The 13,494-nt window shown below is 49.2% G+C and carries 15 protein-coding genes; 13 read left to right on the forward strand and 2 right to left on the reverse strand.

The features are described 5' to 3' along the window. Window positions 1–198: 198 nt before the first annotated feature. From DWX26_RS02005 to DWX26_RS02020, 4 genes are all read left to right on the forward strand, one after another. Window positions 199–555, forward strand: coding sequence for an Asp23/Gls24 family envelope stress response protein (locus tag DWX26_RS02005; protein ID WP_022461895.1), 357 nt, complete (start codon window positions 199–201; stop codon window positions 553–555). Between the two features lie 24 nt (window positions 556–579). Then, window positions 580–2,259: a DAK2 domain-containing protein gene (locus tag DWX26_RS02010; RefSeq protein WP_055226532.1), complete on the forward strand. Its 1,680-nt coding sequence runs from the start codon at window positions 580–582 to the stop codon at window positions 2,257–2,259. An 18-nt stretch (window positions 2,260–2,277) separates the two neighbouring features. Then, the gene (recG, locus tag DWX26_RS02015) at window positions 2,278–4,332 is read left to right on the forward strand and encodes an ATP-dependent DNA helicase RecG (protein WP_117508994.1); all 2,055 of its coding nucleotides are present in this window, start codon (window positions 2,278–2,280) and stop codon (window positions 4,330–4,332) included. A gap of 263 nt (window positions 4,333–4,595) precedes the next feature. Next, window positions 4,596–5,114, forward strand: coding sequence for a DUF6465 family protein (locus DWX26_RS02020; protein ID WP_055265199.1), 519 nt, complete (start codon window positions 4,596–4,598; stop codon window positions 5,112–5,114). A gap of 112 nt (window positions 5,115–5,226) precedes the next feature. Here DWX26_RS02020 and DWX26_RS02025 read toward each other — a convergent pair whose 3' ends face one another. Continuing rightward, entirely contained in the window at window positions 5,227–5,448 is a 222-nt protein-coding gene (locus DWX26_RS02025; protein ID WP_022461891.1) for an alpha/beta-type small acid-soluble spore protein, read from the reverse strand. A gap of 170 nt (window positions 5,449–5,618) precedes the next feature. Between DWX26_RS02025 and DWX26_RS17340 the strand changes: the two genes are divergently transcribed. Genes DWX26_RS17340 through DWX26_RS02050 form a run of 5 tightly spaced genes read left to right on the forward strand, consistent with a single transcriptional unit; the run spans window position 5,619 to window position 7,908 of the window. Continuing rightward, complete coding sequence (locus tag DWX26_RS17340; protein ID WP_279220552.1) at window positions 5,619–5,744, forward strand: hypothetical protein; 126 nt, start codon at window positions 5,619–5,621, stop codon at window positions 5,742–5,744. Further along, window positions 5,744–6,145, forward strand: a complete 402-nt coding sequence (locus DWX26_RS02035) for a methylglyoxal synthase (RefSeq protein WP_022461890.1) — start codon at window positions 5,744–5,746, stop codon at window positions 6,143–6,145. The genes DWX26_RS17340 and DWX26_RS02035 overlap by 1 nt, the downstream gene beginning before the upstream one ends. Before the next feature lie 40 nt (window positions 6,146–6,185). Next, window positions 6,186–6,764 carry a 16S rRNA (guanine(966)-N(2))-methyltransferase RsmD gene (gene rsmD / locus DWX26_RS02040; protein ID WP_022461889.1) on the forward strand — a complete coding sequence of 193 codons (579 nt, stop codon included), beginning with the start codon at window positions 6,186–6,188 and terminating at the stop codon, window positions 6,762–6,764. Continuing rightward, window positions 6,761–7,273 carry a pantetheine-phosphate adenylyltransferase gene (coaD, locus tag DWX26_RS02045; protein WP_022461888.1) on the forward strand — a complete coding sequence of 171 codons (513 nt, stop codon included), beginning with the start codon at window positions 6,761–6,763 and terminating at the stop codon, window positions 7,271–7,273. The genes rsmD and coaD overlap by 4 nt, the downstream gene beginning before the upstream one ends. Before the next feature lie 11 nt (window positions 7,274–7,284). Beyond that, window positions 7,285–7,908: a hypothetical protein gene (locus tag DWX26_RS02050; protein WP_055265193.1), complete on the forward strand. Its 624-nt coding sequence runs from the start codon at window positions 7,285–7,287 to the stop codon at window positions 7,906–7,908. Here the strand turns inward: DWX26_RS02050 and DWX26_RS02055 are convergent. After that, window positions 7,882–8,832 carry a nucleoside recognition domain-containing protein gene (locus DWX26_RS02055; RefSeq protein ID WP_055265191.1) on the reverse strand — a complete coding sequence of 317 codons (951 nt, stop codon included), beginning with the start codon at window positions 8,830–8,832 and terminating at the stop codon, window positions 7,882–7,884. The genes DWX26_RS02050 and DWX26_RS02055 overlap by 27 nt on opposite strands. Window positions 8,833–8,908: 76 nt before the next feature. Between DWX26_RS02055 and DWX26_RS02060 the strand changes: the two genes are divergently transcribed. The 4 genes from DWX26_RS02060 to DWX26_RS02075 all read left to right on the forward strand — a co-directional run bounded on the left by DWX26_RS02060 (window position 8,909) and on the right by DWX26_RS02075 (window position 13,493). Next, window positions 8,909–10,369, forward strand: a complete 1,461-nt coding sequence (locus DWX26_RS02060; RefSeq protein ID WP_118600640.1) for an aminoacyl-histidine dipeptidase — start codon at window positions 8,909–8,911, stop codon at window positions 10,367–10,369. 158 nt (window positions 10,370–10,527) lie between these two features. Further along, window positions 10,528–11,340: a GTP pyrophosphokinase gene (locus DWX26_RS02065; protein WP_055218019.1), complete on the forward strand. Its 813-nt coding sequence runs from the start codon at window positions 10,528–10,530 to the stop codon at window positions 11,338–11,340. 24 nt (window positions 11,341–11,364) lie between these two features. Further along, complete coding sequence (locus DWX26_RS02070) at window positions 11,365–12,738, forward strand: RsmB/NOP family class I SAM-dependent RNA methyltransferase (protein ID WP_118600664.1); 1,374 nt, start codon at window positions 11,365–11,367, stop codon at window positions 12,736–12,738. Beyond that, a complete protein-coding gene (locus tag DWX26_RS02075) occupies window positions 12,735–13,493 on the forward strand; it encodes a pseudouridine synthase (protein WP_118600642.1) in 759 nt (252 codons plus the stop codon). The genes DWX26_RS02070 and DWX26_RS02075 overlap by 4 nt, the downstream gene beginning before the upstream one ends. Window position 13,494: the final 1 nt, after the last annotated feature.

A 13,494-nucleotide genomic window follows, 5' to 3' on the forward strand; every position in this document is an offset into this window, starting at 1 on the left:
ACTCACAACATAAGTCATTCTAACAGATCTATACCGGTTTTGCAAGTAAAAAATGAAAAAATTATATGAATTTTGAAGGTTTTTCATTTTAAACTTTCTTTTTTGCGGAAAAGCGGTTATAATGTATCGTAGAGTGGAGTCAGTTATTCCTGTCTCCATGTGTTTTGAATAGTATGATGGAATTGGAGGATACAAGGCATGAAAGGTCGTATGAATACAGGCTTGGGAGAAATCGTAATCAATCCGGATGTAATCGCCCTGTATGCGGGCAGCGTTGCTGTGGAGTGCTTCGGCATTGTCGGAATGGCAGCGGTAAACATGAAAGATGGACTGGTCAAACTTCTGAAAAAAGAGAGTCTGACACACGGAATCAATGTATCGATTTCGGAAAATAAAATTTCCCTGGATTTCCACGTGATTGTTTCTTACGGAGTCAGTATTTCTGCCGTAACAGATAACCTGATCAATAATGTGAAATACAAGGTGGAAGAGTTCACCGGAATGGAAATTGAAAAAATCAACATCCTGGTTGAAGGCGTTCGCGTCATCGACTGATGGTAATAGGAGGAAATGAAGAAAGTGGCTACAAATACAATTGATGCCGGCTTACTGGCAAAAATGTTTCTGGCTGGTGCAAAAAATCTGGAAGTAAAGAAAGAGTGGATCAATGAGCTGAACGTGTTCCCGGTACCGGACGGCGACACAGGTACCAACATGACGCTGACGATCATGTCCGCAGTCAAGGAAGTAAACTCACTCACAGAAGTGAACATGTACAACCTTTCCAAGGCAATCTCTTCCGGTTCTCTGCGCGGTGCCAGAGGTAACTCCGGCGTTATTCTTTCCCAGCTTCTTCGTGGCTTTACCAAGAAGATCCGCGATTATGAAGAGCTGAACGCAGAGATTCTTGCAGAGGCAATGGAAAAAGCAGTTGAGACTGCATACAAAGCCGTTATGAAGCCAAAAGAAGGTACCATCCTGACCGTGGCAAAGGGAGCAGCAGAGAAAGCAGCAGAGCTTGCACCGGAAAGCGAAGACCTGAACGCATTCATCGAGGACGTTCTCGCGCATGCAGAGTACGTGCTATCCCAGACACCAGAGATGCTGCCGGTATTAAAAGAGGCAGGCGTTGTGGATTCCGGCGGACAGGGTCTCTTAACCGTACTGCAGGGCGCATATGACGCGTTCCTCGGGAAAGAGATTGATCTGAATTTCGAGATGCCGGAAGCAAAGACAGAATTTGTCAGACCGTCCAAAGAGACAGAAAAAGAAATCAAATTCGGCTACTGCACCGAGTTTATCATTATGCTGGAAAACCCGCTTCCGGATGAAGAGGTTTATGCATTCAAAGATTTCCTGAACGGAATCGGAGATTCGATCGTTCTCGTTGCAGACGATGAGCTGGTTAAGGTACACGTACATACCAACGATCCTGGAAAAGCAATTTCCAAGGCGCTGACGTACGGACAGCTGACCAGAATGAAGATCGACAACATGCGTGAGGAGCATCAGGAGCGCCTGATCAAGAACGCAGAAAAGATCGCAGCACAGCAGGCAGAGGAAGATAAGAAGAGAAAAGAAGCAGCAAAACAGCCGCCGAAGGAGAACGGATTCATTGCCGTGTCCATCGGAGAGGGAATCAAAGAGATCTTCCAGGGACTCGGTGTTGATTACCTGATCGAGGGCGGTCAGACCATGAACCCGAGCACCGAGGATATGCTGACTGCAATTGAGAAGGTCAATGCAAAGAATATCTTTATTCTGCCGAACAACAAAAATATCATCCTCGCAGCAAATCAGGCAAAAGCCATGACTGAGGACAAAAATATCATCGTTGTTCCGACCAAAACCGTTCCGCAGGGCATCACAGCCATGATCAGCTATGTGCCGGAGAAATCTGCAGAAGAGAACGAGGAGGCCATGACAGAGGGCATCCAGATGGTGAAAACCGGTCAGGTAACGTACGCGGTACGTGATACCCACATCGATGAGAAAGAGATCCATCAGGGCGACATCATGGGACTTGGCGATCACGGACTTCTCGCTGTCGGACAGGATATTCTTACCGTTGCAGAAGAAACCATCCGCGCCATGGTCGATGAGGACAGCGAGCTGATCAGCATCTACTACGGTGAAGATATGAGTGAGGAAGATGCCGAAAGCCTTGGCGAAAAAATCGAGCAGGCATATCCGGACTGCGATGTGGAAGTAAACTATGGCGGACAGCCGATTTACTACTGTGTCGTTTCGGTTGAATAAGAGTAAGGAAAGAAAAATATGAATACGGAACCCCTGACAACACTGAAGGGGATCGGTGAAAAAACGGAGAAGCTGTTTGCAAAAGTAGGAATCTACAATTTGCAGCAGCTTCTGCATTATTATCCAAGAGATTATGACTGCTATGCAGAGCCGGTTCCCCTTCGCGAATGCAGACAAGAGGAAAAGAATGCGGTATACGGAAGAATTGTCCACAGTCCGTCGGTAAAAGGAAACCAGAGAAAGAGCGTCGTTGTCCTGGAACTCTACGAGGAGCCGGTGCGGCTGCAGCTTACCTGGTTTAATATGCCGTTTCTGCGGAGCACGCTGAAGAAAGGCAGTGTTTTTATCTTCCGCGGAAAGATACAGGAAAAATCAGGCCGTCTCGTGATGGAGCAGCCGGAAATCTTCACTCCTGCCGCATACCATGAGCTTCTGGCAAGTCTTCAGCCGGTTTATGGGCTGACAGCCGGTCTCACGAACAAGATGGTGAGCAAGGCCGTAGCACAGGTGCTGGAACGATGCGCACCTGCGCAGGACTATCTGCCGGAGAAAATCCGTGCCCGGTATGAACTCTGTGAAATCAATTATGCCCTCCATGAGGTTCATTTTCCAAAAGACCAGGAGCATCTGGCAACGGCGCGGCGCAGAATTGTGTTCGAAGAGTTTTTTCTCTTCATCCTGTCCCTGCGGCAGTTAAAAGAGCAGACGGAGGGAATTACCAATGTGTTCCCGATCCGCGCCGTCTGGAAGACGGAGGAAGTCATCGAAAATATGCCGTACCGTCTCACGAATGCACAGATGCGCGTGTGGGGCGAACTGGAGCGGGACTTAAAAGGCCATACCCGCATGGCGCGGCTGGTACAGGGAGATGTCGGAAGCGGAAAGACGATTCTGGCATTCCTTGCAATGATTATGACAGCTGAGAACGGCTACCAATCGGCGCTGATGGTTCCGACGGAGGTTCTGGCGCGGCAGCATTATGAATCGCTCTGCACTCTGTTGAAAGAAAACAATCTGACGGAATACAATCCCCGCCTTCTGACTGGATCCACGAAAGCAAAAGAACGCCGGGAAATCTATGCCAGTCTGGAAGACGGAAGCTGCAAAATGGTGATCGGCACACATGCACTGATTCAGGAAAAGGTACAGTACAAAAATCTGGCGCTTGTCATCACAGACGAACAGCACCGCTTCGGTGTCCGGCAGAGAACGGCACTTGCTGAAAAAGGGGAACCGCCGAATGTTCTCGTTATGAGTGCAACGCCGATTCCAAGAACCCTGGCTATCATTCTGTACGGAGATCTTTCGATTTCTGTGATTGATGAACTTCCGGCGAAGCGTCTGCCGATTAAAAACTGTGTGGTGGATACGTCTTACCGTCCAAAAGCTTACCGCTTTATCACGCGTCAGGTCGAACTGGGCCGTCAGGCGTATGTGATCTGCCCGATGGTGGAGGAGAGCGAGGGTCTGGAAGCGGAAAACGTCACCGACTATACACAGCTCCTGAAAAAAGAGCTGCCGGGCATCACAGTAGAGATGCTGCACGGACAGATGAAGGCGGCGCAGAAAAACGAGATCATGGAGCGGTTCGCCAGCGGAGAAATCCAGGTACTCGTCTCGACGACAGTCGTGGAGGTCGGTGTCAACGTGCCGAATGCGACGGTGATGATGGTGGAAAATGCCGAACGGTTCGGCCTTGCACAGCTCCATCAGCTCCGCGGACGTGTCGGAAGAGGAGAGCATCAGTCCTACTGTATTTTCATCCGCGGAAACAAAGATCAGGAGACCGCCAAACGTCTGGAAATCCTGAACCATTCGAACGACGGGTTTTATATTGCTTCGGAAGATTTGAAACTGCGCGGCAGCGGCGATCTGCTGGGAACGCGCCAGAGCGGGGATATGGAATTCCAGATGGCAGATATTTTCCGGGATGCCGATATCCTGCAGAAAGCGAGTGAGGCGGCTTCAGAACTGCTTGCCGACGATCCTTATTTTGAAAAACCGGAGCATGAACTGCTGAAAAAGGTAATGAAATCGTATCTTGATCTGGAAAACCACGACATTGGATTGTGAAAAATTACAAAAAAATCCGGCTTTAAAATGCAAAATCGGATAAAAGTAACAGCCTGATTGGATAGTACGGAAAATGACTGTACAATTTCGTGGAAAATTCGTGCGAAATCAGATATTACTTGAAATGCCAAAAAAATTCATGTATTATAAACAAGGAATCAAAAAATGTGCGGACCGTGAGTGTCAAGCGTTCGCCTGAATGATAGTTCGCAGGACGGCTCTTCCAAAATATACAGGGCCGGTCCAAATGGGAGGAAACAGATATGGTAAAGAAAAAACCAGCTGCCCAGGCTAAGACAGCAGAGAACGAGACAGTAAAAGTAGAGACCAAAGCAGCAGAAAAAACAACCGCAGCAGAGAAAGAAGCTGTAAAAGAAGTTGCAAAAGAAGTTGTAAAGGAAACTGCAGCAGCAGAGGAAGCACCTGCAAAAGCAGAAGAAAAACCGGCAGCAAAAGCTGCAAAAACAACCCGCACAACAGCAAAGAAAACAACGACAAAGAAAGCGGCTGCACCGAAAAAACCAGCAGCAGTGAAAAAGCCGGCAGAGAAAAAATCACCTGCAAAAGCAGCAAAGAAAGAAGCGGAGCAGGAGATGATTCTGCAGTTCGGCGGAAGAGAAATCAAGGAGAAAGATCTGTACGAGAGAATCCAGCAGATCTGGATCGAAGGATATGGCAAGAAAGCAGAAGAATTAAAGAGCCTGAAGGTTTATGTAAAACCGGAGGAATTTACTGCTTACTACGTAATCAATGATGATGTAACCGGAAGCATTGATCTGTAAGTATTATGTACCAGCTCTGCAGGAGCAAGAAAAAAGCGTGAGCTTTTCCGAAAAGAAAAGAGCTCACGCTTTTTGATGCCTGTTCCGGCATCAGGATGTTATACCGGGATGATTAGTACTGGCCAGAAGAACCGCCGGACATCTGGCGTTCCTGCTGCTCAATCATCTTTTTGACCATATAACCTCCGACAGAACCATTCTGTTTGGAAGTCAGGTTACCGTTGTAGCCATCACTGAGCGGCACGCCGAGTTCGCTTGCCACCTCAAATTTGAATTTGTCCAGAGCGCCTTTTGCTTCTGGTACTGCTGCGGTATTCGATGAACGATTCGCCATGTTCATTCCCTCCTTTATCTTTGTGCTTGTTAAAAGCTGCTGTGAAGCAGATCCGGATGTGTTTTTCATCTGTTCTGCTACGGTCATAGTATGTGGAAAGAAAACAAAAATAAACTTCCAGATTCTGTATTTTTTCCGGAAAAGCGGAGAAAGTAAAAGAAGAAGGAAAAATGGAACGGCAGAAAAAATATAAAAACTGTGTAAAAAATTCACAAAAAGAATTGCGTATTGAAAATAAATTTGTTATAATTGCTGTACATGGTAGTAAAAACAGGAGAAGGGGCGGTTTGCAGTAATGAATATTGGAATCATAGCACACAACAGCAAGAAGAGTCTGATCGAGGATTTCTGTATTGCATACAAGGGAATCCTCATGAAACATGAGGTGTACGCCACCGGAACCACCGGACGGCGGATTGAAGAGGTGACGAACCTTCATGTACACAAGTTTCTGCCTGGAAGCGTAGGCGGAGACAAACAGTTTACCGAGATGATTGAACGCGGCGATATGGATATGGTAATTTTCTTTTACAATCCGACGATGATCAATCCGAAAGAGCCGGATGTCTACAAAATTATCCGTACCTGCGACCAGTACAATATCCCGATTGCAACAAATATCGGAACTGCGGAGTCTCTGATTTTGGGACTTGCAAGAGGAGATTTGGACTGGAGAGAGCAGTTGAAAGCCGACTGATCCATCAAACAAAAACAGTAAGGACGAAAATAAGACCAACATGAGAGTAATAGCAGGAAAATGCCGGAGTCTTCCATTAAAGACGGTTCCCGGCAGACAGACCCGGCCGACGACGGACCGGATCAAAGAAACCTTATTTAATATGCTTCAGCCGTATCTGCCGGATGCGCGTTTTCTCGATCTGTTCGCCGGAAGCGGGGCGATCGGAATCGAGGCGTTGAGCCGCGGCGCCGAGCGCGCGTGGTTCGTAGAGCAGAACAAAGCTGCAGCAGACTGTATCCGGCAGAATTTAAAATTTACGAAGCTGGAACAGCAGGCAGTGCTCCTGCCCATGGAAGCGCATGCAGCTCTGCAGTCGCTTCAGGGACAGGAGCCTTTTGACTGCATTTTTATGGACCCGCCATACGATAAGGGACTGGAAAAGGACGTGCTGTATGCGTTCCGCGACGCCTCTTTTATCGGTGAGGATACCTTAATTATTGTAGAAGCATCGCTGAATACTGATTTCGACTGGGCGGAGGATGCCGGATACGAAATTCTGAAGAAAAAAATCTATAAGACAAATGTCCATGTATTCCTTACCCCGAAAAGCAAACACGAAGGAGTAAAAGAATCATGAAGACAGCCGTATACCCGGGAACTTTTGACCCTGTAACGTATGGTCATCTGGATGTCATTCTGCGTGCATCCAAGCTTTTTGACTGCGTAATCGTGGGAGTTTTACATAATTCCTCAAAATCTCCGTTGTTTTCTGTGGAAGAACGTGTTAATATACTAAAGAAAGCGACCCAGGACATTCCAAATGTCGAAGTCCGTTCTTTCAGCGGGCTCGCTGTTGATTTTGCGAAGGAATGCCAGGCGCATACGATCGTCCGCGGACTCCGCGCGATCACAGACTTTGAATATGAACTGCAGATGGCACAGACGAACCGCGTTCTGGAACCGGAAGTAGATACCACGTTTCTGATTACCTCGCTGGAGTATGCGTACCTCAGCTCCACGGTAGTAAAAGAAGTAGCTGCTTTTGGCGGCGACATTCACAAATTTGTTCCGGATTTTGTGGAAAAAGAAATCCGCGCAAAGTATGCCGCCCGAAATTCAGAAGGAATGCCGCAGGATAAAAGATAAGGAGAATTAAAATGAGCAGCAGAATTGAACAGATCATCGAAGAAATTGAGGAGTATGTAGAGAGCTGTAAATATCAGCCGCTGTCTACCACCAAAATCGTTGTAAATAAAGAAGAATTAGAAGAGCTTCTCCGTGAGCTCCGTCTGAAAACACCGGACGAGATCAAACGGTACCAGAAGATCATCAGCAACAAAGATGCGATTCTGGCAGATGCACAGAACAAGGCAGATGCCATCATTGCAGAGGCACAGGCAAAGGCAAGAGAGATGGTAGAGCAGAGTGAAGTGATGCAGTCAGCATACGCACAGGCAAATGAGACCGTCAACAATGCAAACCAGCAGGCACAGGAAATCCTGGATGCTGCAACCAACGATGCCAACAGCATCCGTCTCGGTGCCATCGGATATACCGATGATATGCTTGCCAACTTAAGCAATATTATGACGACTGCATTAAACGATGCAGGAGAGAAATACAACAGCTTTGTAGAATCCCTGACAAGCTGCTACAATACCGTTGTTCAGAACAGAAGTGAGCTCTCCCCGCAGGGTGCTCCGGAAGAAGAGCAGCCAGAGGAAGAAGTTGTCGTACCGGAATATGATCCGGCATCAGAAGAGGAAAGCGAAGAGGAATAAACCAAGCGTTCCTGCGAAAGCAGCACAGCAGAGCTTCCCGGCAAGATAAGGCCAGAGGGGCAGACCGCTGTTATGGATCATACAGTTTGTCTGGGCAGCGACAGAGAGACCGCCGAAGGCGGCGCAGGTAAGGATAGCAGAGACTTTTCCGGCGTAAGGAAGAGAGGACGCGGCAAGCTGTGCGATTCCCGTCGTGATTTCCAGCACGCCGCAGAGCAGGGGCGAGGCGGAACCAAACGGATGCAGATCCATCAGAAGTCCGGACAGAATGGAAAACAGGATGATGTATCCGCCAAGCTGTGTAATGATTTCAAATCCGTTCATGATAGAGGTGTCCAGCAGGTTTCCTTTGGAAGTCTGTTTTGACATCTCTTTTTTTTCCACGGAATGTGTCCGATGGGCGGTGTGCCGGTGCAGGCGGAAGCGGCGGAAAACAAGCCGGAACAGAAAACCAGTTAGAAAATTGGAACCGTAGAGCACGCCGAAGACGAACCCGGGATGGATCTGTCCGGAAAACGCAGTTAAGATAACATAGGAAGACAGAAAAGCAGGACTCGGACTGCTGCAGAAGGTTAAAAGATAGCACGCTTCGTTCCGGTCAATTTCTTCTGCCTCATAGAGCTGGGCAGTGATGCGCGCTCCCATGGGAAAACCGCAGAAAAGACCGAGAAAAAGTGCATAAAACCCAGCCGGGGAAAGACCGAAAACCGTTTGAAAAAAAACTTCTGCACGGGCAGAGATCCGCCGCGCGGCTCCTGTTTCCAGAAGAAGAGATGTCAGAATCAGAAACGGCAGAAGTGACGGAAGAATGGTATGAAACCAGAGATTGACACCCTCGCAGGCATAGAAAAAAGTCCGCGCGGGAAAGATAAGAAGACAGAAAAAAAGAAGCAGGGAAGAGAGAAATAAAAGTGATTTTTTCATGACGTTCGAACCTCCTCCCGCTTTCTAAAATAGAGTATGACGAAGCTTTGAAAAAAAGAAGATGGGAGAAGAAAAAATGAGCGTATTAGCAGGATTAAAACCGGAACGGGTATTTTATTATTTTGAAGAGCTCTGCCGCATTCCGCACGGCTCCGGAAACACAAAAGAAGTGAGCGACTATCTGGTTCAGTTTGCAAGGGACCATGAATTATCCTGGTATCAGGATGCGTCCAACAACGTGATCATCCGCCGCCCGGCATCGAAGGGATGTGAATTGGCTCCGACCGTGATTCTGCAGGGCCACTGCGATATGGTCTGCGAGAAGAAGCCGGGCAGCAGCCACGATTTTACGAAGGACGGCCTTGAGCTTCACATCGACGGCGATGAGATTTATGCCAGGGACACGACACTTGGCGGAGACGACGGAATCGCCGTTGCCTATATGCTGGCTGTGCTGGAATCGGATGATCTGCAGCTTCCGGCCATCGAGGCACTGATTACGACGGATGAAGAGATCGGACTGCTCGGCGCAGCAGCATTAAACGGGAATGAATTAAAGGGAAGAACACTGTTAAATATGGATTCTGAAGAGGAAGGCATTCTCACCGTATCGTGCGCAGGCGGTATGACAGCCATGATGGATCTGCCGGTGCGCAGAAGCGAAGTGATGGGTGAGCAGATGGAAGTGACGATTTCCGGTCTTGCCGGTGGCCATTCCGGTACGGAAATCCACAAAAACCGTGCCAACTCCAACATTCTGGCGGGCCGTTTCCTGTACGAACTGGCAGGAAAGATGGATTATGCCCTGATCGAGCTGGAGGGCGGTTTAAAAGACAACGCCATTCCGCGGACAACCCGCATGCTTCTTGCCATCGACGGCGGAGAGAAAGAGATCTTAAAAGAGGAAGCATCACGCTTCAGCGAAAATCTTTGCAGAGAGTACAGCGGAACAGATGACGGTATTACCGTTACGGTAGAGAAAACAGGCGAGGGCGCTGCACCGGCGCTTCATCCGGTCAGCCTGCAGAAAACCGTCTTTTTCCTGATGAATCTTCCGAACGGGGTACAGAAGATGAGCGGCCAGATCCCGGGACTGGTGGAAACATCCCTGAACCTCGGTATTCTGAAATTAGAGCCGGATCACCTGCATGCGTGTGCAAGTGTGCGGAGCTCCGTGGGAAGTGCAAAAGAAGCCCTTTCCGACAAGCTGGAGTATCTGATCGGTTTCCTGGGCGGTGAGTTCCACGTAGAGGGCGCGTACCCGGCATGGGAGTATAAAGAGGATTCTGCCCTCCGCGATCTGATGGTGGCGGAATATGAAGCCATGTATGGACAGAAACCGGCAGTGGAAGCGATTCATGCCGGACTGGAATGCGGTCTGTTCTATGAAAAGCTTTCCGGTCTTGACTGTGTATCTTTCGGCCCGAACATGAAAGCAATCCACACGACCGAGGAGCGGCTTTCGATTTCCTCCGTGGAGAGAACGTATCAGTACCTGTGCCGCGTTCTGGAGCAGCTTTCGAAACGGCAGGCATAAAAAACTGCCCGTGTCTATTTCAAAAAAGTTTCTGAAAAACAGTCATAAAACAGAAAAGACAGGCATAAAGTAACAGGGTGGGGATTGAATTTCCAAAACGTTTACCATCCGATAAGAAAAATGGCTGAAAGCAGGAGCAAAAAAGGAGATTAGGGGACATGGATATACTGTTATGGCATGAGATTCTGGAACCATACGAGCTGGCTGTCAAGGAATTACAGGTGAAATTCCGGCATCTGATCAAGGAGCACCACGGAAAAGGGCTGTACTCACCGATCGAGAGCGTGAGCGGCCGTGTGAAGAGTGTTTCCAGTATTCTGGAAAAAATGCAGAGAAAGGGCATTGTGCCCGAAGAGATGGAGGAGCAGGTGGAGGATATCGCGGGCATCCGCATCATCTGCCAGTTCGTTGAAGATATCGAAAAGGTTGCCGACCTGATCCAGAAGCGGTCGGATATTGAGATTAAGAGCGAGAAAGACTACATCCGCCACATGAAGGACAGCGGTTACCGGAGCTATCACCTCATTGTTTACTATACCGTGGAGACGATGAACGGCCCGAAGCGCATCCAGGTGGAAATCCAGATCCGCACGATGGCGATGGATTTCTGGGCGACGATTGAGCACTCGCTGCAGTACAAATATAAGGCAAACATTCCGGATCACATCCGGGAGCGCTTAAGCGCAGCTGCAAAGGCGATTATTGTGCTGGATAATGAGATGTCCTCTGTGCGGAGTGAGATTATGGATGCACAGAATTCCTCCCAGATACAGCGGAATCTGATCACGGATATCCTGAATAATATCGAGAATCTTTACAAGGTGACGAACAAACGCGAAGTAGAAAAAATTCAGGATGAGTTTTATCACATCTATGCGCAGAACGATCTGCAGGAGTTAAAACGGTTCCACAAAGAACTGGATCTGATTGCAGAGGGATACCGCGCACAGGCAATTACAGACGAACTTTAGAACAAAAGGGGATAAACGGATATGATCACACTGCCGGAAGCCTTTGAGCAGGAGATGAAACAGCTGCTCGGTGAGGAAGAATATGAGGCATACTGCAAGACATTTGACGAGGCGGTACATAGAGGACTGCGGGTAAACAACGGAAAAATTTCGACAGAAGAGTTTCTTAGGCGGACCGATATTCCGCTTAAGAAGGTTCCGTGGATCCCAAATGGATTTTATTACGATGAAGAGAGCTGCAATCCGGCAAAGGATGCCGATTACTATGCGGGCCTGTATTATCTGCAGGAGCCGAGTGCGATGACACCGGCATCCCGCCTTCCAATTGAGCCGGATGACCGTGTGCTCGATCTCTGTGCGGCACCGGGCGGAAAGGCAACGGAGCTGGGAAGCCGGATCGGTGAGGGCGGCATGCTGCTGGCAAACGATATCAGCAATTCGCGGGCGAAGGCGCTGCTGCGCAACCTGGAAATCCAGGGAGTGGGACGTCTTCTCGTGACGAGCGAGGATCCGGAAAAATTAGTAACCTTGTATCCGGCCTTTTTTGACAAGATCCTTCTTGACGCGCCGTGCTCTGGGGAGGGCATGTTCCGAAAAGAGAGCTCAATGCTGCGCTACTACAGTGAAAATGGGCCGGAGCATTATGTGCCGATCCAGAAAAAACTGATCGAGCAGGCGTATCAGATGCTTGCAGAGGGCGGAGAGCTGCTGTACTCTACCTGTACGTTTTCTGTAAAGGAGAATGAAGAGGTCATCGCAGGGCTGCTGGATGCGCATCCGGATATGGAAGTGCAGGAAATTACCCCGGGTTACGAAGGGTTTGCGCCGGGAGTATCCGTGAATGGCCGCGATCTTTCCCGGTGCGTTCATATTTTCCCGCAGCGGATGGAGGGAGAAGGCCATTTCGTGGCGCTCCTGAAAAAGCAGGGAGAGAGCCGGAAACGGCAGCCGTCCCGACTTTTGGAAACGACAAAGAAGCTGCCGAAAGAGGCGGAAGAGTTTCTTGCTGGCGTGCGCATGGACTGGAAGAATGGTTCGTTTGCCCTTGTGAAAGGCCAGCTCTATTTTCTGCCGGAAGGTGTCTGTGCGGCAAAGGGTCTGCGCTATCTGCGGACCGGACTTTCGCTTGGCACCGTAAAGAAAAACCGCTTCGAGCCGTCCCAGGCGCTGGCGGCGTATCTGAAAAAAGAAGAATACGTTTCGTGTTTGACCATTCCCAAGGGAGATGACCGTGTCATGCGCTACTTAAAGGGTGAGACACTCTCGTTTTCCGAGGAAGAGTGTCAGGGGAAAAAGGGCTGGGTGCTTGTGTGCCTGGATGATTTCCCACTTGGCTGGGGAAAAATAAACAACGGAACGTTAAAGAATAAATATTATGCAGGATGGCGGATGGTATGAGTAAATTACGACTCGATAAATATCTGGCGGACATGGGTGTGGGAACACGCCAGGAAGTAAAGGCCCTGGTCCGGAAGGGACGGGTGGCCGTAGACGGAATTACGGCAAAAGCCCCGGAACTGAAAGTCGACCCGGATGAAGCGCAGGTGACTGTGGACGGAAACAGCATTTCCTATGTGAAAATGGAATACTGGATGCTCCACAAACCGGCGGGTGTCGTCTCTGCGACGGAGGACCGCCGTGACCGGACCGTACTCGATCTTTTAAGTGGTGCGGCAAGAAAAGACCTCTTTCCGGTCGGACGGCTCGACAAGGACACCGAAGGGCTGCTGCTGATTACGAACGACGGAGCCCTTTCCCACCGGCTGCTCTCTCCGAAATCGCATGTCTCGAAAGTGTATGAGGCCGTGATTGACGGAAAAGTGACAGAAGAAGATCGGCAGGCATTTGCCGAAGGGCTCGACATTGGGGACGACAAACCGACACTTCCGGCCGAGCTTACCATTCTGGAAACGACAGAAAAAGAGCCTGGCATTTTTGAAAGCCGGATCCGCATTACCATCTGTGAGGGCCGCTTCCACCAGATCAAGCGCATGTTTGAGAAGGTCGGAAAAACGGTCGTCTATTTGAAACGGCTGTCGATGGGGAGCCTGAAACTTGATCCGGCGCTGCCAAAGGGCAGTGCCCGTCTCCTGACGCAGGAAGAAAAAGCGGCGCTTGGCATAGCGGACGCCGAAACACAGAAAGGAAAGTAAA

This window comes from Blautia sp. AF19-1 (assembly GCF_003479155.1).
Lineage (GTDB): Bacteria > Bacillota > Clostridia > Lachnospirales > Lachnospiraceae > Fusicatenibacter > Fusicatenibacter saccharivorans.

What these genes read in the sequence shown, in the direction of transcription:
- DWX26_RS02065 (WP_055218019.1), top strand. Translation starts at nt 10,528, where the DNA reads ATGGATATACTGTTATGGCATGAGATTCTGGAACCATACGAGCTGGCT.
- DWX26_RS02075 (WP_118600642.1), top strand. Translation starts at nt 12,735, where the DNA reads ATGAGTAAATTACGACTCGATAAATATCTGGCGGACATGGGTGTGGGA.
- DWX26_RS17340 (WP_279220552.1), top strand. Translation starts at nt 5,619, where the DNA reads ATGGAACGGCAGAAAAAATATAAAAACTGTGTAAAAAATTCACAAAAA.
- rsmD (WP_022461889.1), top strand. Translation starts at nt 6,186, where the DNA reads ATGAGAGTAATAGCAGGAAAATGCCGGAGTCTTCCATTAAAGACGGTT.
- DWX26_RS02060 (WP_118600640.1), top strand. Translation starts at nt 8,909, where the DNA reads ATGAGCGTATTAGCAGGATTAAAACCGGAACGGGTATTTTATTATTTT.
- DWX26_RS02025 (WP_022461891.1), bottom strand. Translation starts at nt 5,448, where the DNA reads ATGGCGAATCGTTCATCGAATACCGCAGCAGTACCAGAAGCAAAAGGC.
- recG (WP_117508994.1), top strand. Translation starts at nt 2,278, where the DNA reads ATGAATACGGAACCCCTGACAACACTGAAGGGGATCGGTGAAAAAACG.
- DWX26_RS02055 (WP_055265191.1), bottom strand. Translation starts at nt 8,832, where the DNA reads ATGAAAAAATCACTTTTATTTCTCTCTTCCCTGCTTCTTTTTTTCTGT.
- coaD (WP_022461888.1), top strand. Translation starts at nt 6,761, where the DNA reads ATGAAGACAGCCGTATACCCGGGAACTTTTGACCCTGTAACGTATGGT.
- DWX26_RS02005 (WP_022461895.1), top strand. Translation starts at nt 199, where the DNA reads ATGAAAGGTCGTATGAATACAGGCTTGGGAGAAATCGTAATCAATCCG.
- DWX26_RS02050 (WP_055265193.1), top strand. Translation starts at nt 7,285, where the DNA reads ATGAGCAGCAGAATTGAACAGATCATCGAAGAAATTGAGGAGTATGTA.
- DWX26_RS02035 (WP_022461890.1), top strand. Translation starts at nt 5,744, where the DNA reads ATGAATATTGGAATCATAGCACACAACAGCAAGAAGAGTCTGATCGAG.
- DWX26_RS02020 (WP_055265199.1), top strand. Translation starts at nt 4,596, where the DNA reads ATGGTAAAGAAAAAACCAGCTGCCCAGGCTAAGACAGCAGAGAACGAG.